We start from the raw sequence: 26,164 nt of genomic DNA on the forward strand, positions 1-26,164 counted from the left end.
CGACCAGGGCATACCCGTACCGACCGCGATCACGAGTGAAGTCCCGGGCCGCTTCGCCGGACCCCTCACCGCACGATGCCCCGTCGAGGGGTCGGCGACTGCTAGATTCAGGCGATCATGAGGGACAACGTGAGGGTTCTGCGCTACGCCGCTTTCACCGGCGACCCCGAAGGCGGCAACCCCGCCGGTGTCGTTCTCGACGCCGCGGACCTGTCCGATGCCGAGATGCTCGCCATCGCCGCTGAGGTCGGATATTCCGAGACGGCCTTCGTGACCGGCGGGGACGGCGAACACCGCAGGTTCAGGGTGCGTTACTTCGCGCCAGCCGCCGAGGTCGACTTCTGCGGGCACGCCACGATCGCGACGGCGATCGTGCTCGCCGAACGACTCGGCCCCGGCCGCCTGGTGTTCGAGACCAACGCCGGTGAGATCGCCGTCGACACCGAAATCGGAGGCGACACGCTCCTCGCCACGCTCACCAGCGTGCCCACGCGCTCGCGTCCCGTGAAGGAAGAGGAACTCCGCGAGGCCCTCGCCGCCCTCGGCTGGTCACGCGACGACCTCGACCCGGCGTTCCCCCCGCACGTCGCCTTCGGCGGGGTCGAACACCTGGTTCTCGCCGCCGCCTCCCGTGCGCGGCTGGCCGACCTCGACTACGACTTCGACGTCCTGCGCTCGGTGATGATCCGTCATGGCTGGACGACGGTGAATCTCTTCTGGCGGGAGAACGACCGGCTCTATCACTCCCGCAACCCGTTCCCCGTTGGAGGAGTGGTCGAGGATCCCGCGACGGGAGCGGCCGCAGCGGCGTTCGGCGGATATCTGCGCGTGCTGGAAACGGGTCCTGCCGAGTTCACCGTGATCCAGGGAGTCGACATGGGCCGGCCGAGCACGCTCGACGTTTCGATCGCCTCTCCCGACGGCCGCACCAGGGTCAGTGGCGGCGCCGTGCCGATGAACGGTCCATCGCCGGATCGCCCAGCGCGATCAGGGCCGGCGTTCTGAACGCCCCACCGCCGCATCGCCCGCCGGACGCCTCCCGGATGTCGAGAGGCCCGGACAGACACCGCAAGTTGTTCTTCACGGGGCATCTGTGGCACCGTCGAGACGAGAACACCGTCAGACGAGAACACCGTTGAGACACGAGGAAGTGCCGATGCGCCGAGGCTTCAGGCGGGCCGCCGTTGCCGAGTGAGCGACTTGTCGCCATCAGCGACCTTCATATCGGCTATGCGGAGAACCAGACGATCGTCGACGCCCTCCGGCCGGGCTCTCCCGGTGACTGGCTGATCGTGGCCGGTGACGTGTGCGAGTTCCCCGACGATTTCGAACGCACGATGCGACCGCTCAGCGAGCGGTTCACGAAGGTCGTGTGGGCGCCGGGCAACCACGAGCTGTGGACGCATCCCCGCGACCCGTCGCGGCTGCGGGGCGAGGCGCGCTACCGCCACCTGGTCGAGATCTGCCGCTCGCTCGGTGTGGTCACGCCCGAGGATCCGTACCCGATCTGGACGGGCCCCGGCGGTCCCGTCGTCGTGGCCCCGCTGTTCGTGCTGTACGACTACACCTTCCGCATGCCGGGGGTGATGACCGCGGAGGCCGCTCTCGCGCTCGCCCACGAGACCGGGGTCGTGTGCACCGACGAGATGTTCCTGCACCCCGACCCGTATCCGTCGCGTGAGGCGTGGTGCGCCGCCCGGCTCAAGGAGACCGAGCGGCGGCTCGAGGAGCGGCCCGGCGGGCTGCCGACGGTGCTGGTCAACCACTATCCCCTGGTACGCGAACCCACGCTGGTCCTGCGTTATCCCGAGTTCGCCATCTGGTGCGGCACCACGCGAACCGCCGACTGGCACCTGCGCTTCCAGGCGGCCGCCGTCGTGTACGGCCACCTGCACATCCCGCGGACCACCTGGTACGACGGCGTCCGCTTCGAGGAGGTCTCCCTCGGCTACCCCCGGGAGTGGAAGCCGCGCAAGACCCCTCCCGGCCGTCTCCGGCAGATCCTGCCGGTGCCGTGACGCTCGGCTGCATCCCCGGGATCGCCTCCCGGTGATGCGGGCCGTATCCCGAAGATCGCGTACGGGTGATTCCGGCTATATCCCGGGGATCCCGGCGGGCTCGGGAAGCCCGGCGAGCCGATCGTGCCGGAACCGCTCCGCCGGTACGGCGCCGGCGAGCGCCGCGTAGCCCACGGGACCGAGATGCAGATGGTCGCCGGCGTCGAACGCCGCCCGGAGCCGCCGGGGGTCGGCCGGGTCGCGTACCGCACTGTCGAAGTCGATCACATGGTCGAACCGGCGGCTCGTGCGGATCCACCGGTTGACCGCCTGCCGTGCCGACTCCCGGTGTCCGCCCGGGTCGTCGTACGGCGTGTTGCCGCCGAACGGCGTCAGCGTCGCGCCGTACACCCGCAGGCCCACCGCCTGGGCGCGGACGACGATCTGCTCGTAGGCGGCGATCAGCTCGGCCGCCACCTCGCGCTGGGCGGCCCCGGTGGCGGCGGCCGTACCGATGTCGTTGACCCCGGCGAAGACGATCAGCCGGCTGACCCCGCTCTGCGCCAGCACGTCCCGGTCCAGCCGGGCCAGCACACCCGGGCCGAGGCCGTCGGCGAGGACCCGGTTGCCGCCGATGCCCTGGTTCAGCACGGCGAGGTCGGTCATGCCGTGCTGCGTGTGCAGGCGGTCGATCAGCCGGTCGGGCCAGCGGTCGTTCATATCCGTGGTGGATCCCCTGCCGTCGGTCAGCGAGTCGCCCACGACGGCCACGGCCGCCGCCGCGGGCGGGGCCCACACCTCGACGCCGCTGAGGAGGTACCAGTGCTCGACGGGCGTGGCACCCGGCAGATCGCCGGCCTGGACGTGGTCGCCGGTCAGCAGGTGGGAGGTGGTCCTGGAGCCGGGGTGCGAGGTGACGGAGTCGCACGGCTGCCCCTCGGCCAGGTGGATGGTGACGGTGAGGCCGGATCGGGGCGCCGGCTCGAAGTCGAGCGGGTCGGAGACCACCTGGGCTCCGGCCGGGACGACGGCGAAGGGCCGGCCGTTGAAGGTCACCGGACGGGAGGTCGACGGCCGGATGGCCCGCGCCCCCGCCCGCCCCCCGGCGGGGAGCGCCAGGGCGACCCCGGTGATCGGCAGTGCCGTACGGCCGAAGGCGTTGGAGAAGCGCAGCCGCATCCGCGGCCCGCCGATCGACGTGCGGACGGTCTGCCGCAACGTGCTGCCGGCGAACACGCGACCCTCCCGGGTGAACGGCGCCGGCGGCAGGTTGTCCGGCTCGGTCGGCTGCGGCGAGCACGCCCAGGTGCCGACCCAGTGCCCGCTCAAGGACGCTTCCGCTGGTCGATCCGATGCCACACGCCGACCCCCTGTGCCGATATTTTCGGCATAAAGACGAATATTTCGGAGAAAAGGTACGTCGCGCCATCACGGAGGTCAACACCCAGGTCGTGATCTTGCGACTTCTCGCACACATCCCCAAGACCAGGCACTTCGCGTTCGTGATCTTGCAGTTTCTCGCAGACCTATCCACTGAACTGCGAGAACATCATTCGTGATCTTGCATTACCCTGCCAAGCGCAAGATCGGCGAACTCAGATCCGCAGGTCAAACGGTCTCCCTGCGAGGAACTTCAAGATCACGAAGGGGATGAGCGCAGGTCATGGGGCATTCCTGCGAGAATTCGCAAGATCACGCGCCGGGGTGAGGGGGTGGGGGCCGGTCGTGTGATCAGCCGGATCGGCTGGTAGGACAGGAGCCTGAAACATCGGCGGCGAAGGGGAGATCATGACCGAGGGCGCCAAGGACCTGGTGAGGTACGAGTTCCGCGACGGCGCGGCCTGGATCACGCTGGCCGACGCCGAGCACGGCAACGCGTTCGACAATGCGGGGGCCGCCGCCCTGTGGCAGGCGATCCAGCGGGCCAGGGCCGATCGGGCGCCGGTCGTCGTGCTGTCCGCCGAGGGCCGGTTCTTCAGCGTCGGCGGCGATCTCACGTCCTTCGGCGCCGCCGACGACATGTCGGCGTATCTCGACGATCTCGTCGACGCGCTGCACCGGATCGTGAGCGAGCTGATGCACCTGGACGCGGTGGTGATCTCGGTGGTACGCGGCACGGCGGCGGGCGCCGGCTTCCCGCTCGCAGCCGCGGCCGATCTGGTGCTCGCCGCCAGATCGGCCCGTTTCACCCTGGGCTACACCAAGGTCGGGCTCACCGTCGACGGCGGGACCAGCCTGCTGTCCGCGACGCTCGGCCTGCACCGGGCCCTGCACCTGGCCCTGCTCAACCCCGTCCTGACCGCGGAGGACGCGTACCGGGCCGGGCTGGTGGCACAGGTGCACGACGACGACGAGCTCGGCCCGGCGGTGGACCGGGTCGTGGCGCGGCTGGTCGCCGGGCCGCACGCCGCCCAGGTCACGGTCAAGCGGCTGCTGCGCGGCGTGGCCGCCCCGGCGCCGGAGACCGCGCTGCGCCGGGAGGCCCTGGCGATCCGCGAGGCGGCGGCGCGGCCCGACGGCCGTGAAGGGGTGCGCGCCTTCCTCGACAAGCGCGCCCCGGTCTTTCCAGGAAACGCCGTCTTTCCGGGAAACACCGTCTTTCCAGGAAACGCCGCCTCTCCGGGGGACGCCGTCCTTCCCGGGGATGCCGCCTCCTCCGACGCCTGACCATTTCCCCTCGAGGAATACCTGATCGGGCATCTGGCGGCTCACCGTCGATGGTCCGGGTTCCGGCTTCGCGATCCCCGGCCGCGCACGTGCCCGGTCCACGTTTCCCCGCCGGCGAGATGGATCGATCGGGTCAGGACGCCGGTGGCCATCGGCCTCACCCGCCCGCCACCCTGCGGCGGCGGGCGGGCTCAGCGAGGATTCAGCGCGGTGTCGCGCCGGAGCGGCGTACGGCTACGCGGAGCAGGTGAGGGTGGGCGTCCCGCTGGTTCCGGACCCGACGAATCCGAAGGTGGTCGCGGCGCCGGCGCCGAGGGAGCCGTTGTAGGCCGCGTTGCGCGCGCTGACCGTGGATCCGCTCGTGGTCACGGTCGCGTTCCACGCCGAGCTGACGCTCTCACCGTTGGCGAAGGTCCACTTCACCGTCCAGCCGCTGATCGGCTGAGCGCCGGCCGCCACGCGCACCTCGGCCTGGAAGCCGCCGGACCACTGCGAGACGACCCGGTAGGTGGCCGAGCACATCCCGGAGGGGTCGGGGGTCGGGCTGGGCGTGGGAGTCGGGGTGGGCGTCGGAGTCGGCGTCGGAGTGGGCGTGGGAGTCGGAGTGGGCGTCGGCGTCGGCGTCGGGGTCGGGGTGGGCGTCGGGGTCGGCGTGGATCCGCCGCCGGTGAAGTTCACGTCGCTGCAGAAGTAGTACGACTGGTCGAGGTGACTGGCCTGCCAGAGCGTGAAGACGATGTGGTGGCCGGTGCGGCCGGGCGCGTAGACCTCGACCGGCGTCGTGGCCCCGGTGGGGATCTTGCCCGTCTGGGTGACCAGTTCCAGGTCGCTCCACTTCAGCCGCTGGGTCGTCGGGTCGAAGCCCTGCTTGGTGACGTAGACGCGGATGAAGTCGGCGCCGTGCGACGATCCGTCCAGCAGGTTGAGCGTGAACCGGCTGGGCTTGTCCACGGTCTTCCACGGGCCGGGTTCGTCCATCGCGGCGTACCGGCCGTCGAAGGTCAGGCCGCCGCTGCACAGCTGCCCGTCGGGTACGGCCGTCTGGTAGTCGCCGCCGACACCGTCGCGCAACAGGCCGTTCCAGTTCCACATCGCGTTGGGATCGGCCTGCCACGCCTGGTAGCACATCGGGTCTTCGGTGGCCATGCTCGGCGACTGCCAGTCGCTCGCCCACCGGGTGTAGCAGCCGTACTGACGGGCGGGCGGATCGCTGACCGCGCCGTGCGCCGAGGCGGGAGCGGCGAGCAGGGGGGTGAACAGGATCGCGGCCCCGGCCGCGACCAGCACCCGCCGGATCAGGCTCCGGCGAGCGGACGAGCCGTTCCCGCCGGAACTGCGGCCCCGCGGAAGGCAGAGCGCACGTAACCTCATTTCGTTTCTCCTTGATCAGGATGAGGGGACCTGGCACGTCGACTGGGAGGCCGATGCCCTCCCGCCAGGAATTCTCACCGTCCCTCAACCGTCAGTCAGGATCAACAGTGTCCGCCGGAGTCCGGCGATCACGCTCCCCCTACCTGGCGATACGATCACCGGCCAATGAACCGTTCACTTCTTCCTGTCTCACGAGACCGGTCCTCCCTCGTCCGCCTCACCGTCCGCACGGCGCCGTCCTCCGGATCACCGCCGCTCCCAGCGGGGGCAGGGTGACCTCGGCGACGGCCGGGGCGCCGGTGAGCAGGTCCGTTCCCGGGCCGTCCATCGGGACGACAGCGGCCTGATCGGCGCTGTGGTTGAGGAGGAAGACGTATTCATGCCGCTCGTCCTCCCGCACCGCGCATTCGACGAAGGCGGGGACGCCGGGGAAGCGGTTCGCCACGCCGGCGGCCCGCACCTCCCCCAGCAGCACGGCGTCGAAGGCGGACTGTTCCAGCAGCGTCGCGAGGTAGACGACCCGGCCGGAACCGAAGGCGTTCTCGACGATCGCGGCCCGGCCGGCCAGCAGCCCGTCGGCATAGGTCGCCTGCGCGGTCCCGGTTTCGAGGTGGATGTCCTCCCGCCACCAGTGGGCGGTGGCCGTACGGCCGTCGGCGAACGCGACGGCGAACTCCTCCCCCGGACGCGCCGGCCAGTACTCGTCGATCTTCGCGCCGATGAGATGGCGGAACGCGCCGGGGTAGCCGTCGGGGCGGACCCGGTTGCACTCGTCCACGACCCCCGAGAAGAACGACATGACGACGGTGCCGCCCGCTCGGGCGAACTCGGTGACGGCGGCCACGCCCGCGTCGTCGACGAGGTAGGCGTTGGGCACGATCAGCACCTTGTAGCGCGAGAGGTCGCCGTGGGGCGGCACGACGTCGACGGCGTAGTGGTGCTCCCACAGCGGCGTGTAGTGGCGCATGACGGTGCCGGGGTAGCTGAAGTCGTTGCGTGGCAGGCCCCACAGTTCCTCCAGCCCCCACCAGCCGTTCCAGTCGAACAGTACGGCGATCTCGGCGCGCGCTGTCGTCCCCGCCACCGGAGCCAGCCGCCCGGCCTCCCGGCCGAGGCCGGCGACCTCGCGGAACGTACGCGAACCGGGCCCGGAGTGCGGCAGCATCGCCGAGTGGAAGCGTTCGTGCCCGCCGCGCGAGGCCCGCCACTGGAAGAACATGACGGAGTCTGCGCCGCGTGCCACCGCCTGCAGCGAGCCGAGCCGCATCCGCCCGGGCTCCTTGACCACGTTGAGCCGCCACTGGCTGACCGCGCCGGCCGCCTGCTCCATCAGCAGCCACGGCCGGCCGCCCTTGAGCGACCGGAACAGGTCGAACTGGAAGGCCGCCGACACGTGCGAGTCCGGCTCGGCCGGGTCGGGATAGATGTCCAGGGCCACCGCGTCCTCCTCCGGGGCCCATCTCCAGTAGTCGGCGTTCCGGTAGAAGCGCATGAAGTTGGTCACGACCGGGATGTCGTCCCGGAAGGAACGGACGATGTCGCGTTCCGCGACGAAGCACTCCAGGAGCGCGTCGGAGGTGAAGCGCTTGAAGTCGAGGATGCGGCTGGGGTTCATCCAGGTGCGCGGCACGCTCGGCACCTCGACCTGGTCCCAGTCCGTGTAGATCTGCCCCCAGAACCGGGTGGTCCAGGCGTCGTTGAGCGTGGCGAGATCGCCGTACCTGCGCCGGAGCCAGCGCCGGAAGTTCGCCGAGGCAGCCTCGTTGTAGGCCGTGGGTCCGTACTCGTTGCCGATGTGCCACATCGCCAGCGCGGGGTGGAAGGAGTAGCGCTCGGCGAGCCTGGTGGTGATGTTCGCCGCGTACTCCCGGTAGATCGGGGACGAGGGGTCGTAGTGCAGGCGGTTGCCGAAGCCGAACCGCTCGCCGTCGGCCATGACCGGGAAGACCTCGGGATGCAGGTGGGTCAGCCAGGCGGGCGGCGCCGCGGTGGGGGTGGCCAGGTCGACCGCGATGCCGTTCTCGTGGAGGAGGTCCATGACCTCGTCCATCCAGCCGAAGTCGTACCTGCCGGGCTCGGGTTCGAGCGAGGCCCACGCGAAGACGCCGAGCGAGACCAGGTTCACCCCCGCCTCGCGCATCAGGCGGACGTCCTCACGCCACACGGCGGGATCCCACTGCTCGGGGTTGTAGTCGCCGCCGAAGGCCAGGCCGCCGAGGCGGTCCCTGAATCCGGACATGCGAGGGTCGGACATTCGATCGCTCCCGTGGTTCGACGAGGTGGGCCCGGCGGGGCCTCAGGGAATGCGGCGGCCGCGGGCGTCGGGCACCCCCGACTTGCGGAAGAAGTAGGCGTTGATCTGGTCTCGCCACTCCAGCGCGCAGCGCAGTTGCTCGTCGAGCAGCCCGGCCACCCGGGCGTGCAGTGCCGGGGGGACCGCGTCGGCCGCGTCGGCCCAGCGCCGCCGGAGCCGCTCCACCTGCTCGACACCGGCGAAGTGGCTGTCATAGATGTGCTGGACGACCGTCAGGCCACTGTGCAGCACATGCCCGTACGGGACGTGGTGGAAGAACAGCAGCAGCTCGTCGGGGCACCGGTCGAGCGACTCGTACACCTCCGCCCACGGCGGCGGGTACTGGCCGGTGAAGCCGGTTCCGGTGGCACGGGTGCGGTCGACGCCGACGCCGTCGCGGTCGGCGAAGTGGTAGGTACCCCACGGCGTGTACTCGTAGCCGTCCACGTCGGGGCCGTAGTGGTGCCCCGGGCGGACCATGAATCCGACGCCGAGCGGCGCGGTGTACCGCTCATAGGTGCGCCAGGAGTCGTCCATCATCGCGTGCAGGGTGCGCCGCAGCGGCTCGGCCTCCCCGGTCGCCGTCGGGGCGAAGGTGAGGTCGATCCATTCGTCGAGGATCGCGGCGGGGTCCAGCCCCGGCGCCCAGGCGAGCCGGCCGAAGGCGTACAGGTTGGCCTGCGCCAGCGGATGGCCGGTCCAGTAGGGGTCGTCGCCGGCGTTGGAGACCCCGACCAGGCCGCCACCGCCGCCGACGACGTCGGCCACGGCGGGCCCGTCCGGCCCCCACGGCCGGAACCCGAGCACCTCACGCCACATCGGGGCGAGGTAGCACACGTGCCGCTGCTGGCCGGTGTACTCCTGGGTCACCTGCAGCTCCGCCGCCAGGCGGGTGGCCGGCATGGCCGCGATCACCGGCGACACCGGCTCGCGCACCTGGAAGTCCATCGGCCCGTGCTTCACCTGCAGGATCACGTTGTCGCCGAACCGGCCGTCGAGCGGGGCGAAGTGGTCGTGCGCCGCGCGGGCCCGGTCGGTCGACCGGTCGCGCCAGTCCTGCCGGTGGTCGTAGACGAAGGCACGCCAGTGGACGACCCCGCCGTACGGCGCCAGCGCGCCGGCGAGGGCGTTCGCGCCGTCGGCGTGACTGCGTCCGTACGCGAACGGGCCGGGCTGTCCCTCGGAGTCGGCCTTCACCACGTAGCCGCCGAAATCGGGGATCGTCGCGTAGACCTTCGCCGTGGCCGCCGCCCACCATGCGCGTACGCCCTCGTCGAGCGGGTCGGCGGTCGGCAGGCCGCCGAGCACGACGGGCGCGGCGAAGTTCACCGACAGGTGGACCCTGATCCCGTACGGCCGCAGCTCGTCCGCGATCGCGGCGACGTCGCCGAGCCGGTCGGTCAGCAGGTGCGCCTCGGTGGCGTGCACGTTCACGTTGTTGACCGCGACCGCGTTCACCCCGCAGGCGGCCAGCAGCCGCGCGTAGGCCCGTACCCGGGCCAGGTCGCCGCGCGCCGCGCCGTCCCGCCAGAAGATCGAGCCGCCCGCGTAGCCGCGTTCGACCTGGCCCATCACCGGATGCACGTCGACGTTGTCCCAGTGGTCGAGCATGCGCCGGAGCATCGCGGGCCGGTGACGCTCGACCGGGCGGCCGGCGCGGAAGGCCGCCTCGCCGAGCCGTACGACCTGGAACAGGCCGTAGAGCAGCCCGGCCGGGTCGTCGGCGAGCGCGACGGTGACGCCGTCGCGGCGGGCGAGCGCGAACCCCTGCTCGCCGATCGTCGGGTCCGGCAGCCGCCGCAGCTCCGCCAGCACCTCGGCGGCGACGCCCGGCAGCGGCTCCGCCGTGGTGAGCGCGAGCACCAGATCGTACGGCCCGGCGTGGGCGTGCTGATCGCCGCCGTGCGCGCCGCCGTATCGGGCGCAGGCCCCGGCCACCTCCTCGCGCACGGTCTCGACGAGCGGGCCCTCGCCGCGTACGAGGACACGGCGCGAGCCGATCGCCCGGAACGCCTCGGGCGGCAGCCAGGCCTCGTGCACCTCGGTCGTGTCCGCACCGGTCCGATCAGGAATCGTCACGAGGCTCCTCAACTCCAATCCCGTGATCTTGCGAATACTCGCATCTCAAGCCGTGGCCAGGGAGTTTGTGTTCGTGATCTTGCACTTTCTCGCAGACCCACCCCCTGAACAGCGAAAACACTGTCCGCGATCTTGCACTTCGTGGCACAGTGCAAGATCGGCAATCGCATAGGTGCAGGTCAGGCCGTACGCCTGCGAGAAACTGCAAGATCACGAAATTGATTTGCGCAGGTCAGGAGGGACGCCTGCGAGAAACTGCAAGATCACGGGGAGGGAGGGGGGTCGGGTGGGGGTGACGGCGCGGGGGGTCGGATGAATCTCTCGGTGACCTCGGCGACCATCGGGCGGCCGTTCAGCAGCAGCGCCGAGACGAACACCGAGGCCAGCAGCGCCAGCCCGGCCTCGGTGACGACCAGCGTGACGCCGGCCGCCACGATGACGAGACAGGCGTTGCCCAGTGTGATCCGGGGCGAGCAGAGCAGGAAGTACGCCGCCAGGCGGCCGACGTCCCTCGACCGGAACTCGAACAGCGACGTGATCACGAGTGCGTTCGCGCCCCAGAGGGTCGCCGCCAGCGCCAGGATGACCAGCAGGACCGCCCACCATCCCGGCACACCGGCGGCGGCGAAGTTCGCGAGCGTCGACCCCAGGAGGGTCAGCCAGGCCAGCAGCGGGATCCAGATCTTCACGACGCCGCGGAAGTTCATCCGGTAGCCCCGCCAGAACGCCCTCGCCGGATGGAGATCGGTCAGATCCAGGCGGCGGCGGTGCACCGCGTACAGCGCGGCCGACAGCGCCGGAGCGACCGGGAGCAGGCAGAGCGCCGCCAGCGGGACGTTGGCGGCGTCGCGCGCGAGCAGGACGAGCCCGGCCAGGCCGGGCACGGTGGTGGCCAGGAACAGGATCTCGACCACCAGCAGGGTGTAGACGAGCGCGGAGGCCCGCGAGAGCGGCCCCTCCCCGAACCGCCCGATCGTCGTCTCGGTCATCGGGCGCCTCCCCGGCCGGGCTCGTCCGTGCCGAGCAGCCGGCGCTCGTCCCACCACGGCGGGGTCTCGTCCACCACCGGTGTGATCTCCAGCAGGGTGACCTCGTGCCGGTCGAGCGTGACGCGGAGATCGACGTGCCCGTCCTCGACCGGCAGCGCGCGGTGGCTCCGGACCGGCTCAGCCGCCTCACGCAGAGCGTCCAGCTGCCGTGGCCGGGGGGACGCCGGGCGGCCCATCTCGCACCACGCCCGCCAGGCGTTGCCCTTCTCCTCGCTCACCGACGAGCGCAGCACGAACGCCGAGGCGCCCGAGATCGGCACCGACAGCCGTACGGCGTGCCCGTCGACCGGCGGCCCTCCGGTGACGTCGACCGGCGCCCAGGCCAGTACGGTGACCCGGCCGGTGCCGCCCGCGGAGTCCCGGGTGACCAGGTGGTCCCGGCCGCGGGCGAGGATCTCCTCGCCCATCCGGGCCATGAACGCGTACAGATGATAGGCAGGCTTTTTGATCTGCCGGTGGGTCAGCAGGCCGAAGCCGCCGTGGAACAGCGAGGTCGGCACCCCCGCCTCCTCGAACACGTCGCAGAAGGTCCAGTAGGAGAAGGAGTCGGCCAGGTCTCCCCCCGCTGCCAGCACCGGGGCGAGGTAGGCGGCGTGGAAGGCCGTGTCGTGAACGGGGTTGTCCGGCCGGTAGGAGGAGTTGAACTCGGTGATGTGCACGGGCAGATCCGCCAGCGGGCCGCCCCGGAGCTGCCGCCGGGGGGTGGCGAACTGCTCCAGCAGCCGCGAGGCCGGCTCCAGCGTCTGGTGCACGCCGAACGGCACGTGCTGGGCCGGGCCGGAGGTGTAGGCGTGCCGGCTGACGAAGTCGATCGGCAGAGATCGCTCGGCGACGAACTCGGCGAACCGCACCATCCACTCGTCGGCGCCGGGCGAGATGGCCGGGCCGCCGACCTGGAGCCCGGCGTCGACGTCCTTGACGGCGTTCGCCGTCACCTCGTACAGGCGGTGGTAGGCGTCCCGGTCCGCGTTCAGCCAGAACTGCTCGAGGTTGGGCTCGTTCCACACCTCGATCGGCCAGGTGCGCACCTCCTCCAGGCCGTACCGGTCGATCAGGTGCGTCACCGTGGCCCGCACCAGCCCGGCCCACTCCCGCCAGGACCGGGGCGGGGTGATGTTGCCGCGCCACCAGAACACGGTCTGCTCGCCGGAGGCGAGTCCGGAGGGCATGAAGCCCAGCTCGAGGAACGGCTTGATCCCGAGGTCGAGGTAGGCGTCGATCACCTGGTCCACATAGGTGAACGCGTGCCGTACGTGCCGCTCCTCACGGTACTCGTACGGCCGGTGGACGCCCACCCCGTCGCTCAGCAGCCCGTGTCCCCGGATGTGCCGGAAGCCGATCTCCCGCTGGACCAGCGCCAGCGACTCCTGGTAGTCCCGGCGCAGCGCCAGATCGAAGCGACCGGTGCCGACGCAGAACCGCCAGGCGTCCGGCAGCCGGCCCGGGGTCTCATGAAAGGGCACATCGGGAACGGAGTCGCGCGTCATCGTCCTTCACCCGTCATCGTCGGTGATGCACGGGCCGGCCGCGGGACAGGCGTGGCCGGCCCGGGCCGATCAGCCGTGCTCCTTCGTGTACCGATCGTGGGCGGTGTTCATCAGGTTGATGTAGGCCGACATGTTCTTCGCCTCGAGCTCCTGGACGTAGGCGTCCCACTCGTCGAAGCTCCGCTTGCCCAGGATGAACTTGAGCGTGTTCTGGGTGGCGTGGTCCTTCAGCGGGGTCTCCCACAGCGAGGCCTGCTCGCGCTCCTCGTCGGTGAGCGGGCGCGGCGGCGCGGGCGGCAGCGCCTCCCTGGCGTTCATCACCTTCTGGAACTCGATCTCCTCCTCGGAGAACGTCGACTGGAGCAGCTCGGTGGTCCCGCCGTAGGCGAACACGCCGTTGGAGAAGCCGAAGTCCTTCTGCAGATGCTTGGACGCGTCGGGGTTGAGCCCGACGAAGTCGACGTCCTCGGCCAGCTGGTACTTGCCGGAGGCGTCCTTGGTGAAGGTGGTCCCCTCGATGCCCCACTTGGCGAACACCTGGCCCTCGTCGGAGTACCAGAGCCAGTCGATGAACTGCATCATCGCGACGAAGTTCTTGCTGTCCCGGGCCTTCTTGGAGATCATGATGCCGTTCTCCAGCCGGGTGGTGGTGGCGTCGGCCTTGACCGGCCCGAGCGGCCCGACGGGCACCGGGATCTTGATCAGCTTCGCCTTCGGGTTCGCCTTCTTCAGCGGCGGGCGGTACTCGTTGACCAGCGTCTGCGCGTTCGTGCTGATCACGAACGACTTACCGGACACCAGCTTCTGGATCGCCTGGTCGTCCTGCTGGGTGAAGCTCTCCGGGTCCATCAGCTTCTCCTCCACGAGCGTGTGGAGGAACTGCAGCATCTGCTTGTACTGCTCCATCGCGCCGGTGTAGGCGAACTTCTGCGCGGTGTGATCCCACGTCACGCCGTTCAGGTAGCCCCAGCCGCCGTGGGCGCCGTACGCGAGGCCGAGGATCTGGTTCAGCAGGGCGCCGCCCGGCGTGGGGATGCTCCACCGGTCGGAGAAGGGATAGGAGTCGGGGTACTTCTCCTTCATCGCCTTCAGCACGCTGTGCAGGTCGTCCAGGGTCTGCGGGATCTCCAGCCCGAGCTCGTCGAGGACGTCGGCGCGGATCGCCAGGGAGTAGTCGACCCAGTAGTCCTCGTGCAGACCGGGGAGCAGATAGAACTGTCCGTCGGCCTGCCGGAGGGTGTCCAGGTCGGGCTCCAGGTTCCACTTGGCGATCTTGTCCTTGAAGTTCGGCATCAGATCGATGTAGTCGCTGACCGGCAGGATGGCGCCGGAGGCGACGAACGGGGTCTCCTGGCCGGGGTAGGTCTTCGGGATGATCACCGGGGCGTCGCCCGCGCCGATCAGCAGGCTGCGCTTGTTCTCGTAGTCGCTCAGTGGCACCACGTTCGGCTCCAGCGTCACGTTGGTCCGCTTGGTGAGCTCCGACCAGAACAGCCAGTCCTTCTTGAGCGGGTAGAACGGGTGGTTGTTGTAGAGGATGCCGAACGTCAGCGGCGCGGCGGCGGTGAACTGCTTGCCGGCGGCGTAGTCGGGCATCGCGCCGTCCCGGTTCGCCGCGAAGTCGTCGCTCTTCCCGGCTTCGCCGGAGTCGCCGGAGCCGCCGTCGGTGGTGCTGCAGGCGGCGAGGGCGAGAAACGCTCCCATGGCGACCATCGCCTGGCGCCGGTTCATCTCATACATGAAGGGGGGTCCTTTCCCTGGAAATGGCTGGGTCGCGAACGGGTCAGGCGGGGGCTATCCCTTGACCGCGCCGAGCATGACGCCCTTGACGAAGTACCGCTGGACGAAGGGGTAGACCACCAGGATCGGGATGACGGTGAGCACCATCGTCACGGACTTGATGTTGGTGGCCACGGTCAGGTCGGTGGCGTCGGCGCCGACGGACGTCCCCGTGGTCGCCCCGGCGATGAGGTTGCGCAGGTAGACGGTGACCGGGAAGAGGTCGGACTGGCTCATGTAGAGGAACGCGGCGAACCACGAGTTCCAGAACGACACCGCGTAGAACAGCACCATCGTCGCGAGGACCGCCTTCGACAGCGGCAGCACGATGCGGAGCAGGATGCCGTAGGTGTTCATCCCGTCGATCGCGGCGGCCTCCTCCAGATCGGTCGGCATGCCCTCGAAGAACGCCTTCATCACCAGGAGGTTGAACACGCTGATCGCGTTCGGCAGCACGATGGACCAGATGCTGTCGGTGAAGCCGAGGCTGGAGATCAGGATGTAGTTGGGGATGAGGCCGCCGGAGAAGAACATGGTGAAGACCGCGATCCCGATCAGGATCTTGCGGCCCTTCAGGTGACTCTTCGACAGGACGTACGCGTAGCACGTGGTCATGAACATCGCGATGGCCGTCGCGACGACCGTGTACACCACGGTGTTGCGGTAGTTCGTCCAGAAGGTCGGGTCGGAGGCGACGAACTCGTACGTCCGGAAGGTGAACCCGACGGGGAAGAGGTTGACCTTGCCGGCGCGGATGGCGAACTCGTCGCTGAACGACCGCGCGACGATGTTGACGAACGGATACAGGGTGACCAGCAGGACGCCGGTCAGGACGATCGTGTTGATCACCCGGAAGAGCTGGTAGCCCCGGGTCCTGTCGACGGTCACCACAGGCTCGCCCCCACGGTGCGGCGGGAGATCAGGTTCGCCGACATGATCAGGGTCAGGCCGATCAGGGCCTCGAACAGCCCGATCGCCGCGGCGTAGCTGAAGCTGTTGGAGACGATGCCCATCCGGTACAGGTACGTCGAGATGACGTCGGCCGTCGGGTACGTCAGCGGGTTGTAGAGCAGCAGGATCTTCTCGAAGCCCACCGCCATGAACGTGCCGATGTTCAGGATCAGCAGCGTGACCGCGGTCGGCCGGATGCCGGGGAGGGTCACGTGCCAGATCTGCCGCCATCGGCCGGCGCCGTCGATGCGGGCCGCCTCGTACAGCTGCTCGTCGATGGTGGTGAGCGCGGCGAGGTAGATGATGGTCCCCCAGCCGACGGTCTGCCACATCTCGGAGGAGACGTAGATCGTCCGGAACCATCCCGCCTCCTGCAGGAACGGGATGGGATCGCCACCCATCTCGCTCAGGAGCTGGTTGACCGGTCCGTCCACCGACAGCAACTCCATGACCAGCCCGGCCACGACCACCATCGACAGGAAATGCGGCAGGTACGACACGGACTGGACGAACCGCTTGACCCGCCGGCCGCGCAGCTCGTTGATCAGCAGGGCGAGCACGATCGGCGTCGGGAAGCAGAACAGCAGGGTCAGCCCGCCGATGATCAAGGTGTTGCCGAACACCTGCCAGAACGTCGGATCGTTCAGGAACATCCGCACATATCGCAGGCCCACCCACTCCTCGCCCAGCACGCTGCCGCCCGGTACGAACTTCCGGAAGGCGATCACGTTGCCGATCATCGGCAGGTAGCGGAAAATCAAGAAGAAGAGCAGCGGGAGGACGACCAGCGAGTAAAGCTGCCAGTCGCGGCGCAGCGCCTGACGCCAGGTGCGGCCGGGGGGCCGCCTCCCGCCGGAGCGCGCGGATCTCCCCGCGTCCGGAGGCGGGGCGCCCGGTGACTCGTCGATCGTCGTGGCCGCGCTCACGCTCTCACCGGACACGGAGCCCGTCCCGCTCGGTGCTTGCCGTTCATGCCATCCCTTCGGCCGATGACGGCCTCATCCCGCGGCGGGAAGCCTCATCGCAGCGCGCGCCGAAACTTTCGCTAGATTTGTTTAATCTTGCGGAAATATAGGCGTACGGTTGGGACGCGTCAAGGGTGGACGTCAACCCCTTTCCGCCGGTAGAGTCCTAGATGTTTGCGCCATTGAAGCCGAACATCGCTCGGCTTTCCCGTCTGGATCGCTGTCCGAAACGTTTCAAATGCGGTCGGCGATGTCCATGATCAGATCGGTGGGCGGCGCTCCATGCGAACACGCTCGGACGCCGACGGCCGCGGGACGGGCGGACGCGGTGGTCCCCGCCCCGGGATGAGGGCGCCGAGACCCCCTTGGACCGGAAGCTTGGACTGGAAGCTTGGACCGGAAGCGCCCATGCCGGCGGGAGATCAGTGCCGGATGGTGATGGCCCCCCTGACACGACCGTGTGGAGACGGCGCCGCCGGATCCTGTGTGGAGACGGCGCCGCCGTTTCGGCGGTGAACGCCGCGAGCGTGGCCACCGGGCTGGGCCCCGGCCGTACGGCCCGGCGATCCGATCCAGGCGGCCCGCGTGGAAAGCCGCCTCCGCCACGGGGCTCTCCGCGCCGAGGCCGGCTCAGCTCACGCCCGGACCCGGGCCGAGTCCGGCCGGGTCCTGGCGCATGCGACGGCTTCGGTGCTTCCTATTCCGGTGTCACCTCGGCGGGCGTGACCAGGCGGCGGTCATGGCCGACGTGGCGCAGCGGGCCGGTCAGCCGCACGCCGCCCTGGCACGGCTGATGCGAAGCCGACGTGCCGACGAACACCTCGACGTCCCCGGGCTCGACGACGCGCCGCAGATCGCGGCCGGTGAAGGCGGTGCGGTCGGCGTGCACGGTGAAGGTCACCCGCGCGCTCGCGCCGGGCTCCAGCCGGACCCTGGCGAACCCGGCGAGCTGCCGTGTCGGCCTGGTGACCTGGGCGAGAACGTCGTGCAGGTAGAGCTGGACGACCTCCTCCCCCGCCCGGCCGCCGGTGTTGCGCACCCGCACGGACACGGTGAACTCGCCGTCGGTGGGCACCTCCTCGTCGCTGATCCGCAGGTCGCCGATCTCGAAGGCGGTGTAGGAGGAGCCGTACCCGAACGGGAACAGCGGGGTGGAGTCGAGGCTGCTGATGCCGTTGCCGTCGGAGCCCAGCGGCGGCTGCAGGTAGGTGCCCGGCTGCCCGCCGGGGACGCGCGGGATCTGCACCGGAAGCTTTCCGGTGGGCTGCACCCGGCCGGACAGGACCCCGGCGATGGCCCCGCCGCCCTCCTCACCCGGCATGAACGCCTGGACGAGGCCCGCGGCCCTGGCGTGCACCTCGGCCAGCGCGTACGGCCGGCCCGACACGACGACGACCACGACCGGCGTCCCGGTGGCGGCCAGCTCGAGCAGCAGGTCCTCCTGCACTCCCGGCAGCCGCAGGTCCTCGGCGTCGCAACCCTCCCCCGAGGTGCCCTGCCCGAACAGCCCGGCCAGGTCGCCGACGACGGCGACGCACAGGTCGGACTCGCGAGCCGCCCCAAGCGCGGCGGCGAAGCCCGAGCGGTCCCCGTCCCGCACATCGCAGCCTCGCTCGTGGACGAACTCGGTGTCCGGCAGCTCGGCACGCAGCGCGTCGAGCAGGCTGGGCGCCTCGACGCCGAGACCCAGCCCGGGATGGCGCGGCAGCACGTGGTTGGGGAAGGCGTAGCAGCCCATGAACGTGCGCGGGTCGTCGGCGCAGGGCCCGACCACGGCCACCCGGCGCGGCCCCTGCCGCCCCTCGCCCAGCAGCGGCAACGCCGTACCGGCGTCGAGCAGCACGATCGACCGCTCGGCCAGTTCCCGGGCGAGCGCCCGGTTGTCCGGCGAGTCCAGGTCGACGGCCTCCGCCCCCTCCACCGACTTCTCCGGCGTCCAGTCCGGGTCGAGCAGGCCAAGCTGCACCTTCTGGGTGAGCAGACGGCGCGCCGCCCGGTCGATCAGCGTCTCCGGCAGCTCGCCCCGCCGCACCCGCTCGGCCAGGTGCCGGCCGAAGCCGAGGGTGTCCGGCAGCTCGACGTCGATGCCGGCGGTCAGCGCCTGCACCCCGGCCTCCTCGGAGTCCGCGGCGACCCGGTGCATCGTCTCCAGGAAGGCGATCGCCCAGTAGTCCGACACGACGGTCCCGGTGAATCCCCACTCGTCGCGCAGCAGGTCGGTCAGCAGCCACGAATCGGCCGCCGCGGGGACGCCGTCCACATCGGAGTAGGAGTTCATGACAGAACGCGCGCCGCCCTCGACGATCGCGGTCTCGAACGTCGGCAGGATCATGTCCATCAGCTCGCGCCGGCCCATCGACACCGGGCCGTGGTTGCGCGCCGCCCTGGACGCGGAATATCCGGCGAAGTGCTTGAGCGTGGCGATGACGCCGGCGCTCTCCAGTCCGCGCACGTAGGCCGCGCCGAGCGTCGCGACGAGGTACGGATCCTCGCCCATGGTCTCCTCGACCCGGCCCCAGCGGTAGTCGCGGACCACGTCAAGCACCGGTGCCAGGCCCTGGTGGACGCCGACGGCGCGCATGTCACGCCCGATGGCGACGGACATCCGCTCCACCAGATCCGGGTCGAACGTCGCGCCCCAGGCGATGGCGGCCGGGTAGACGGTGGCGCCGTAGGCGGTGAAACCGGTCAGGCACTCCTCGTGGACCAGCGCCGGGATGCCGAGCCTGGAGTGCTTGACCACCTCGCGCTGCAATCGCACCACCTCGGCCGCGCCCTCGACCGTCGTGACCGGAGCACTGCCGAACACCCGCGTCAGGTGGCCGAGCCCGTCGCGGATCGCCTCCTCGAACGAATCGCTCTCCGAGGCCGCGAAGACGTCCTGCATCGGGGCCACGTTCGGCGCGTCGGCGGGCTCGTCACCGGACTGCCCGGCGTCTTCCGCATGCGTCTCGTTGCCGACCCACCGGCTGCCGAGCTGGCCGATCTTCTCCTCCAGGCTCATCTCCGCGAGGAGGGCGTCGACCCGGTCGGCCACGGGAAGCGCGGGGTCCTGCCACGGCCGGTGGATCTGGCCGACCGCGGGGGTCCGATCTAGCGCCGTCATCTGCTCTCCTCACAAAGAACCTGGTCTCGAAAGTTTTCGAAATATTTTCGATAGTAGCGGTAGTCCCGCTCGAGAACCGCCCTGTGCGAGATCACTAGGTGGACCCCCGTCGATCATTAGACGAACACCGTGCGAGGGTACTTTACACAGGTCCACGGGGATCCGACGAGTATCCCCTTGACAGGAAAAGTGGGAGAAACTTAGATTGCGTGCCACGCGGCGCGTGTCGAAATATTTCGACGAGCTGACCTGAGGAGGAGTAGGCGGGGACCCTGAAGGTACGATCCACGACTGTCGGCCCCCGTAATCGATCTTTCATTTGAGCCGCTGCCAGCCTCTACATAGACGTACGGAGATCAAGCGTGGAGTCCAGGACTACATCCCGTCGTACCTTCCTCGGCCTCTCTATGGGCCTCCCCCTGGGTGCCGCGTTAGCGGCCTGCGGCACCTCCGGCCCGGGTCAGGGCGGGGGCGGCGGAGGCGGCGGCGGAGGCGGAACGAAGGCCACCTACTGGTACCTCTCCGGCCAGCCGCAGGAGGGTGTGCGCACCGGGGCCGTTGAGCGCTTCAACCTGGCCAACCCCAACGGCCAGATCGAGCCGACGACCTTCCAGAACGACGCGTACAAGACGAAGATCAAGACCTCGCTCGGCGCCGGCCAGGCGCCCACCATCATCTGGGGCTGGGGCGGCGGAAGCCTGCGCACGTACGTGCAGGCCGGCCAGGTCGACGACCTCACCTCGTGGTTCGACGAGAACCCCGCCGTGAAGGACCGGCTGTTCCCCTCCTCCTTCGGGGCGGCGACGATCGACGGCAAGATCTACGCGATGCCGTGCGAGACCGTGCAGCCGATCGTCCTGTACTACAACAAGAGGCTCTTCGACAAGATCGGCGCTCAGCCGCCGCAGTCGTGGGGCGACATCATGGACCTGGTGCCCAAGTTCAACGCCCAGGGCATCGCGCCGTTCGCCCTGGCCGGCCAGTCGCGCTGGACGAACATGATGTGGCTGGAGTTCCTCTTCGACCGCATCGCCGGCCCCGAGGTGTTCCAGGCCGTGTTCGACGCCGAGAAGGACGCCTGGTCCAACCCCGCCGCCATCGACTCCCTGACCAAGATCCAGGATCTCGTCAAGGCGAACGGCTTCATCAAGGGCTTCTCCTCGATCACCGCCGACTCCAACGCCGACCAGGCGCTGCTGTACACCGACAAGGCCGCGATGATGCTGCACGGCAGCTGGTCGTACGGCATCCAGGGCAACGAGGGAGGCGACTTCGTCTCCGGCGGTAACCTCGGCTACATGAACTTCCCGCCGGTCGAGGGCGGCAACGGCGACCCGAGCAACACCGTGGGCAACCCCGGCCAGTACCTGTCGATCTCCGCGAACGCCTCCCCCGAGCAGAAGGAGATCGCCAAGAAGTTCTTCACCAGCGGGGTGCTCGACGACGAGGAACAGAAGGCGTGGGTCGCGACCGGCGGCGTGCCGATCATCAAGGGCTCCGACGGCCTGTTCACCTCCTCCAAGGACGCCGACTTCCTCAACTTCATCTACGGCATCGCCAGCAACGCCAAGTCGTTCCAGCAGTCCTGGGACCAGGCGCTCAGCCCGACGGCCGCCGAGGTGCTGCTGGACAACATCGCCAAGCTGTTCCAGCTCTCGATCTCGCCGGAGCAGTTCGCCACGAACATGAACGCGGTCATCGGAAAGTGAGTTCACCCGCGACCTTCGCCCGGGAGGAGACGCCGCCGCCCGCCGCGCGCGGGCCGCGCCGCGGTCTCCTCCCGTGGCTGGCCGTGCCTGCTCTGCTGGTCTTCGTCGCCTTCGGAGTGATCCCGCTCGTCGGGGTCCTGGTCCTCAGCTTCACGTCCTGGGACGGGCTCGGCGACATCCACTTCTCCGGGTTCACCAGCTGGAGCGCCGTGCTCGCCGACCCCGGGCTGCCGCACGCGCTCTGGGTGACGTTCCTGGTCATGGCCGTCTCCTGGGCGGTCCAGACGCCGGCCAGCATCCTGATCGGGGTGTTCCTCGCCGGTCACCAGCGCTACCGCGCGGTGCTGGCCGTGCTGTACTTCATCCCGCTGCTGCTCAGCTCCGCCGCGATCGCCATCACCTACAAGGCGCTGCTCGACCCCAACTTCGGGCTCGGCGCCGGGCTGAAGCTCGACCTGCTCGCGCAGGACTGGCTCGGCGAGCCCGCCCTCGCCTTCAGCGTCGTGATCTTCGTGGTGTCCTGGCAGTTCATCCCGTTCCACTCGCTGATCTACCAGGGCGGCGTGCGGCAGATCCCGCGCGCCATGTACGAGGCGGCCGAGCTGGACGGCGCCGGCCGGGTACGCAAGTTCTTCAGCATCACGCTGCCACAGCTCAAGTACACGATCATCACGTCCTCCACACTCATGGTCGTCGGCTCCCTGACCTTCTTCGACCTGATCTTCGTGCTGACCGAGGGCGGCCCCGGCGACGCCACCCGCGTGCTCGCCCTGGACATGTACATTCGCGCGTTCAAGGCCGGCCTCATGGGCCCGGCCAGCGCGATCGCCGTCATCCTCGTCCTCGTGGGCCTCGCCCTGGCGCTGCTGCTGCGCCGCCTCGGCGGCCGCGACCCCGCCGCCAGCCAGCTGGAAGGGGCCTGAGCATGGTCATGACACGCACCGGGAAACGGGTGAGCAAGACGGCTCAGCCCGCGCCGGGGCCGCACCGCGCGCGCGGCGAGCTGCCCAACTGGCCGGGCGGATTGGCGGGCTGGCTGTGGCTGGCCGTCGTGATCGTGCCGATCTACTGGATCGTGATCACCAGCTTCAAGTCGCAGGGCAACTACTACGCGACCAACCCGATGGTGCCGCCCACCGAACCGACCCTGGCCAACTACCAGCTGGTCGTCGAGTCCGACTTCCCGCTGTACTTCCTCAACAGCATCATCGTCACCGTCGGCGCGGTCGTCCCGGCCGTCGGGTTCGCGTTCATGGCGGCGTACGCGATCATCCGAGGCGGCACCGGTCGCTTCCTGCGCGGAGTGAACGCGCTCTTCCTCATGGGGCTGGCCATCCCCCTGCAGGCGACCATCATCCCGATCTACCTGATCATCATCCGGCTGAATCTCTACGACTCGCTGACCGCGCTGATCCTGCCGTCGATCGCCTTCGCGATCCCGCTGTCGGTGCTGGTCCTGGCGAACTTCATCCGCGATGTGCCCAAGGAGCTGTTCGAGTCGATGCGGCTGGACGGCGCGGGCGAGATGACGACCATGTGGCGCCTGGCCTTCCCGCTCACCCGGCCCGCCGTGGTGACGGTGACGATCTACAACGCGCTGACGATCTGGAACGGATTCCTGCTGCCACTGATCCTCACCCAGAGCCCCGACAAGCGCACACTGCCGCTGGCGCTGTGGACCTTCCAGGGGCAGTACAGCGTGAACGTCCCGGCCGTGCTCGCCTCGGTCGTGCTGACCACGCTGCCCATCCTGATCCTCTACGGGCTCGGGAGGCGTCAGCTGCTCAGCGGCCTGACCGCCGGTTTCGGCAAGTAGCCCTCAGGAGGTCTGAGCGACCCGGCTCCGCGCCTCCTCCACCACGATCTCGGCCTTCGCCCGTGGCTCCCAGCCACGGGCGTCGGCGCTCTTTCCCGGTTCGAGGACCTTGTAGACCTCGAAGAAGTGGCCGATCTCGTCCAGCACATGCGGCTGGATGTCGGTGATGTCCTGGATATGGGCGAAACGATCGTCGGTGGCGGGCACACAAAGAATCTTCGCGTCGGGGCCCTTCTCGTCGTGCATCCAGAACACGGCGACCGGCCGTACGGCGATCACGCAGCCGGGGAAGGTCGGCAGCTCGCCCAGCACCATCGCGTCCAGCGGATCGTCGTCCTCGGCGAGCGTGTGCGGCAGGAAGCCGTAGTCGTACGGATAGGCGGTGGCGGTGAACAGCAGCCTGTCCAGGCGGATCCGCTGCCTCGCGGGATCCATTTCGTACTTGTTGCGCGACCCTCGCGGCGTCTCCACCACCATGTCGAAGTGCACGGACAGCCCTCCCTCTCGAGGAGCGGGACCCTCGTCGTACGGCACGCCGCTCGCGTGCCCAGCCCAACGGGGCGGGGACCCGCAGCCTCCTTCATCGTACGGTGCCCCCGCCCGGCAGCGACGACGCGCTCAGCCGACCCTTCCAGCGACGGTGACCGCGATCTCGGCCGCGGTGTTCTCGCCGACCCCGCCCGAGGTCACGACGAGGGCGGTGACGCCGTTCTCGCTCGCGACGCAGATCACCGTCGCGCCGGTGTCGCGGACGCACTCGGCCCCGTCGACGCTCTCCGGCTCCGTCCCGTCTCCGCCGCCGCCGAGCATCGCCGATCCGGTCATCTCGAAGGCCTCGCCCCTGCCGGCGATGGCCATGGCGAAAGCTCCGGCGTCATCCGCGTAGCAGTACGAGCCGATCTTCCCGGACTCGGCGATGCCGTCGAACGGGCGGGCGCCGAGGCTGCACGCCAGCCCGGTCACGCCGCCCTCCAGGAGCTTGAGCCCGTCGATCTCCTCCGGCAGCCGGTCGGATCCGGGCGCGCTCTGCTCCGCGGCCTCGTTGACCTTGCCGGCCACGAACAGGCCTCCCGCGACGACCGCGCCGATGCCCAGGACCACGACGATCGCGGTCACCACCAGCGCGATCAGGCAGCCCTTCGACATGCCGCCCTTCTTCGGCGGCGCCGGCGGTCCCCAGCCGGGCGGGCCCGCCCGCATTCCCCAGTTCTGCTGATCGGGCCGGGGCGGAGGAGGGTAGCCGGGCTGCGGGCCATAGCCGGGCTGGGGCTGAGGTGGCGGGCCATAGCCGGGCCGCGGACCCCAGCCGGGCTGCGGCGGCTGAGACTGCGGGGGCCGGGATTGCGGGGGCCGGGGGTTCGAACCGGGCTGACCGGGCTGCGCGCTCCAGCCGGGCGGGCCGCCGCTGTCCGGACCCGTCGGTTGCTCATTCATGCCGGCTCCGCCCGCTGCTGTTCGTGGAAGCCCAGAGGCGGCCCCTGGGTAAGGAAAACGTAAAATACGGTATCGCCGCGCGAGGATCCTTGTCGATATGTCCTGCCCGGCCCCCCACCCGTGACGGCCGTGGGTGTCCTGTGACCGCGGTACGGATGAGGAACCGCGAACGGACAGGGGTCCGACTGTCGGTCGCCGATGTGACGACCTCCGTCGCGTCTCACCGGGAACACATGACCAGCAGGCCGTCTGCGTTCCATATGAATCGCCGCCAGACGGACAGCGAGCATTAGCCGAGGTCTAGAGTTGGAGCGGTGACACCGAGCGGAAGAGGCGTTCATGGCACGAGGCGACACCGGACCCGACTTCATCGAGGCGCTGGCCCGCGGTCTCGACGTCATCAAGGCGTTCCAGCCGGGCCGTCCGGTCATGTCGCTGGCCGAGGTGGCGACCGCGACCGGCCTGGCGCGTCCCACCGCCCGCCGCATCCTGCTCACCCTGCGGGAGCTGGGGTACGCCAGGTCCGAGCGCGGCGGTTTCGCGCTCACTCCGCGGGTGCTCGAGCTGGGCGTCTCCTACGTACGGTCGACCGGGCTGTGGGAGATCGCCAGGCCGCATCTCGAACAACTGGTGGCCCAGACGCACGAGTCCTCGTCCATCGCCCAGCTCGACGGCTCCGACATCGTCTACGTCGCCCGGGTGGCCGTACCGAAGATCGTCGCGCTCTCGGTGCAGATCGGGACGCGTTTTCCCGCCCTGCAGACGTCTCTCGGCAAGGTGCTGCTCGCCGCGCTTCCCCCTGAGCAGGCCGAGCGGGTCCTCACCGAGCCCAGCCGGTCGGGCATCGAGCCGCGGTGGCGGCCGTCGCCGCGCGAGTGCGAGTCGGCGCTGCGCGAGGTGCGGGCGAAGGGCTGGGCCCTGACCGACGAGCAGCTCGCCCTCGGCATCCGCTCCGTGGCCGCCCCGCTCAGAGACGGACTGGGAAACGTGATCGCGGCGGTCAACGTGAACGCGCACGCCGCCGAGACCTCCCTGGAGAAACTCACCGAGGAGCACCTGCCGCTCCTACTGAAGACGGCGAGCGCGATCAGCGCCGACTGGGCACTCTACGAGGCCGTCCCACAGGTCACCCCGTCATAACGCCCCCCGCTCTACCCCCTCCCACACCCCCTCCCGTGATCTTGCGAATTCTCGCAGGTCCCCTCTCCGACCTGCGAAAACCGATTCGGTGATCTTGCAGTTTCTCGCAGGCGACCCAGCCGACCTGCGCCGACACAGTTCGTGATCTTGCAGCTGGCGCGCGAAGTGCAAGATCACCGACATTGTTTTGCCTGCTCAGCGGATAGGTCTGCGAGAAACTGCAAGATCACGAATGACGAAACGCCTGCTCGTGGCACCTGCGTGCGAGAATTCGCAAGATCACGGCCAGGGGGCTCGCCAGGAGGCACCCCAGGGGGCTTC

19 protein-coding genes are annotated in these 26,164 nt (G+C 69.6%); 7 read left to right on the forward strand and 12 right to left on the reverse strand.

What is annotated here, in order from left to right; all coding sequences use genetic code 11:
* Positions 1 to 117 precede the first annotated feature (117 nt).
* Both ACQP1K_RS15285 and ACQP1K_RS15290 read left to right on the forward strand, forming a co-directional pair.
* Positions 118 to 1,005 carry a PhzF family phenazine biosynthesis isomerase gene (locus ACQP1K_RS15285; RefSeq protein ID WP_433496359.1) on the forward strand — a complete coding sequence of 296 codons (888 nt, stop codon included), beginning with the start codon at positions 118 to 120 and terminating at the stop codon, positions 1,003 to 1,005.
* Positions 1,006 to 1,184: 179 nt separating this feature from the next.
* Complete coding sequence (locus tag ACQP1K_RS15290) at positions 1,185 to 2,018, forward strand: metallophosphoesterase family protein (RefSeq protein WP_433496360.1); 834 nt, start codon at positions 1,185 to 1,187, stop codon at positions 2,016 to 2,018.
* A 75-nt stretch (positions 2,019 to 2,093) separates the two neighbouring features.
* On the opposite strand, the gene ACQP1K_RS15295 is transcribed toward ACQP1K_RS15290, so the two are convergent.
* Positions 2,094 to 3,326, reverse strand: a complete 1,233-nt coding sequence (locus ACQP1K_RS15295) for an SGNH/GDSL hydrolase family protein (RefSeq protein ID WP_433496361.1) — start codon at positions 3,324 to 3,326, stop codon at positions 2,094 to 2,096.
* Between the two features lie 459 nt (positions 3,327 to 3,785).
* On the opposite strand from ACQP1K_RS15295, the gene ACQP1K_RS15300 reads away from it, so the two are divergent.
* Positions 3,786 to 4,664, forward strand: coding sequence for an enoyl-CoA hydratase/isomerase family protein (locus tag ACQP1K_RS15300; protein WP_433496362.1), 879 nt, complete (start codon positions 3,786 to 3,788; stop codon positions 4,662 to 4,664).
* 234 nt (positions 4,665 to 4,898) lie between these two features.
* On the opposite strand, the gene ACQP1K_RS15305 is transcribed toward ACQP1K_RS15300, so the two are convergent.
* The 9 genes from ACQP1K_RS15305 to ACQP1K_RS15345 all read right to left on the reverse strand — a co-directional run bounded on the left by ACQP1K_RS15305 (position 4,899) and on the right by ACQP1K_RS15345 (position 19,744).
* Complete coding sequence (locus ACQP1K_RS15305) at positions 4,899 to 6,035, reverse strand: lytic polysaccharide monooxygenase auxiliary activity family 9 protein (RefSeq protein ID WP_433496363.1); 1,137 nt, start codon at positions 6,033 to 6,035, stop codon at positions 4,899 to 4,901.
* Between the two features lie 217 nt (positions 6,036 to 6,252).
* Positions 6,253 to 8,274 (reverse strand): beta-galactosidase, encoded by a 2,022-nt coding sequence (locus ACQP1K_RS15310; RefSeq protein WP_433496364.1) that lies wholly within the window; start codon positions 8,272 to 8,274, stop codon positions 6,253 to 6,255.
* Positions 8,275 to 8,331: 57 nt separating this feature from the next.
* Positions 8,332 to 10,407, reverse strand: a complete 2,076-nt coding sequence (locus ACQP1K_RS15315; RefSeq protein ID WP_433496365.1) for an alpha-glucuronidase — start codon at positions 10,405 to 10,407, stop codon at positions 8,332 to 8,334.
* 263 nt (positions 10,408 to 10,670) lie between these two features.
* A complete protein-coding gene (locus ACQP1K_RS15320; RefSeq protein WP_433496366.1) occupies positions 10,671 to 11,396 on the reverse strand; it encodes a DUF624 domain-containing protein in 726 nt (241 codons plus the stop codon).
* A complete protein-coding gene (locus tag ACQP1K_RS15325) occupies positions 11,393 to 12,943 on the reverse strand; it encodes a GH39 family glycosyl hydrolase (RefSeq protein WP_433496367.1) in 1,551 nt (516 codons plus the stop codon). Before ACQP1K_RS15325 ends, ACQP1K_RS15320 begins: the two co-directional genes overlap by 4 nt.
* Before the next feature lie 69 nt (positions 12,944 to 13,012).
* Entirely contained in the window at positions 13,013 to 14,683 is a 1,671-nt protein-coding gene (locus ACQP1K_RS15330) for an ABC transporter substrate-binding protein (RefSeq protein ID WP_433496368.1), read from the reverse strand.
* Between the two features lie 54 nt (positions 14,684 to 14,737).
* Positions 14,738 to 15,610: a carbohydrate ABC transporter permease gene (locus tag ACQP1K_RS15335; protein ID WP_433496369.1), complete on the reverse strand. Its 873-nt coding sequence runs from the start codon at positions 15,608 to 15,610 to the stop codon at positions 14,738 to 14,740.
* Entirely contained in the window at positions 15,607 to 16,599 is a 993-nt protein-coding gene (locus ACQP1K_RS15340; RefSeq protein WP_433496370.1) for an ABC transporter permease, read from the reverse strand. Before ACQP1K_RS15340 ends, ACQP1K_RS15335 begins: the two co-directional genes overlap by 4 nt.
* A gap of 736 nt (positions 16,600 to 17,335) precedes the next feature.
* The gene (locus ACQP1K_RS15345) at positions 17,336 to 19,744 is read right to left on the reverse strand and encodes a glycoside hydrolase family 3 N-terminal domain-containing protein (RefSeq protein ID WP_433496371.1); all 2,409 of its coding nucleotides are present in this window, start codon (positions 19,742 to 19,744) and stop codon (positions 17,336 to 17,338) included.
* Positions 19,745 to 20,151: 407 nt separating this feature from the next.
* Here ACQP1K_RS15345 and ACQP1K_RS15350 point away from each other — a divergent pair, with 407 nt between their 5' ends.
* The 3 genes from ACQP1K_RS15350 to ACQP1K_RS15360 are packed head-to-tail and all read left to right on the forward strand — an operon-like array spanning position 20,152 to position 23,269.
* Entirely contained in the window at positions 20,152 to 21,453 is a 1,302-nt protein-coding gene (locus tag ACQP1K_RS15350) for an extracellular solute-binding protein (protein WP_433496372.1), read from the forward strand.
* Positions 21,450 to 22,376: a carbohydrate ABC transporter permease gene (locus ACQP1K_RS15355; RefSeq protein WP_433496373.1), complete on the forward strand. Its 927-nt coding sequence runs from the start codon at positions 21,450 to 21,452 to the stop codon at positions 22,374 to 22,376. Before ACQP1K_RS15350 ends, ACQP1K_RS15355 begins: the two co-directional genes overlap by 4 nt.
* A gap of 2 nt (positions 22,377 to 22,378) precedes the next feature.
* On the forward strand, positions 22,379 to 23,269 hold the full coding sequence (locus ACQP1K_RS15360) for a carbohydrate ABC transporter permease (protein WP_433496374.1): 891 nt from the start codon (positions 22,379 to 22,381) through the stop codon (positions 23,267 to 23,269).
* 3 nt (positions 23,270 to 23,272) lie between these two features.
* Here the strand turns inward: ACQP1K_RS15360 and ACQP1K_RS15365 are convergent, their stop codons facing one another.
* Positions 23,273 to 23,758: an inorganic diphosphatase gene (locus ACQP1K_RS15365; protein ID WP_433496375.1), complete on the reverse strand. Its 486-nt coding sequence runs from the start codon at positions 23,756 to 23,758 to the stop codon at positions 23,273 to 23,275.
* A gap of 129 nt (positions 23,759 to 23,887) precedes the next feature.
* A complete protein-coding gene (locus ACQP1K_RS15370; protein WP_433496376.1) occupies positions 23,888 to 24,703 on the reverse strand; it encodes a hypothetical protein in 816 nt (271 codons plus the stop codon).
* A 339-nt stretch (positions 24,704 to 25,042) separates the two neighbouring features.
* On the opposite strand from ACQP1K_RS15370, the gene ACQP1K_RS15375 reads away from it, so the two are divergent.
* A complete protein-coding gene (locus ACQP1K_RS15375) occupies positions 25,043 to 25,843 on the forward strand; it encodes an IclR family transcriptional regulator domain-containing protein (RefSeq protein WP_433496377.1) in 801 nt (266 codons plus the stop codon).
* Positions 25,844 to 26,164: the final 321 nt, after the last annotated feature.

It is taken from the genome of Sphaerimonospora sp. CA-214678, assembly GCF_050942215.1.
Classification (GTDB): domain Bacteria; phylum Actinomycetota; class Actinomycetes; order Streptosporangiales; family Streptosporangiaceae; genus Sphaerimonospora.

Excerpts from the sequence above, each read along its gene's own strand:
- ACQP1K_RS15285 (WP_433496359.1), top strand. The coding sequence starts at position 118 with ATGAGGGACAACGTGAGGGTTCTGCGCTACGCCGCTTTCACCGGCGAC.
- ACQP1K_RS15300 (WP_433496362.1), top strand. The coding sequence starts at position 3,786 with ATGACCGAGGGCGCCAAGGACCTGGTGAGGTACGAGTTCCGCGACGGC.
- ACQP1K_RS15305 (WP_433496363.1), bottom strand. The coding sequence starts at position 6,035 with ATGAGGTTACGTGCGCTCTGCCTTCCGCGGGGCCGCAGTTCCGGCGGG.
- ACQP1K_RS15310 (WP_433496364.1), bottom strand. The coding sequence starts at position 8,274 with ATGTCCGGATTCAGGGACCGCCTCGGCGGCCTGGCCTTCGGCGGCGAC.
- ACQP1K_RS15320 (WP_433496366.1), bottom strand. The coding sequence starts at position 11,396 with ATGACCGAGACGACGATCGGGCGGTTCGGGGAGGGGCCGCTCTCGCGG.
- ACQP1K_RS15325 (WP_433496367.1), bottom strand. The coding sequence starts at position 12,943 with ATGACGCGCGACTCCGTTCCCGATGTGCCCTTTCATGAGACCCCGGGC.
- ACQP1K_RS15330 (WP_433496368.1), bottom strand. The coding sequence starts at position 14,683 with ATGTATGAGATGAACCGGCGCCAGGCGATGGTCGCCATGGGAGCGTTT.
- ACQP1K_RS15345 (WP_433496371.1), bottom strand. The coding sequence starts at position 19,744 with ATGACGGCGCTAGATCGGACCCCCGCGGTCGGCCAGATCCACCGGCCG.
- ACQP1K_RS15350 (WP_433496372.1), top strand. The coding sequence starts at position 20,152 with ATGGGCCTCCCCCTGGGTGCCGCGTTAGCGGCCTGCGGCACCTCCGGC.
- ACQP1K_RS15360 (WP_433496374.1), top strand. The coding sequence starts at position 22,379 with ATGGTCATGACACGCACCGGGAAACGGGTGAGCAAGACGGCTCAGCCC.
- ACQP1K_RS15370 (WP_433496376.1), bottom strand. The coding sequence starts at position 24,703 with ATGAATGAGCAACCGACGGGTCCGGACAGCGGCGGCCCGCCCGGCTGG.
- ACQP1K_RS15375 (WP_433496377.1), top strand. The coding sequence starts at position 25,043 with ATGGCACGAGGCGACACCGGACCCGACTTCATCGAGGCGCTGGCCCGC.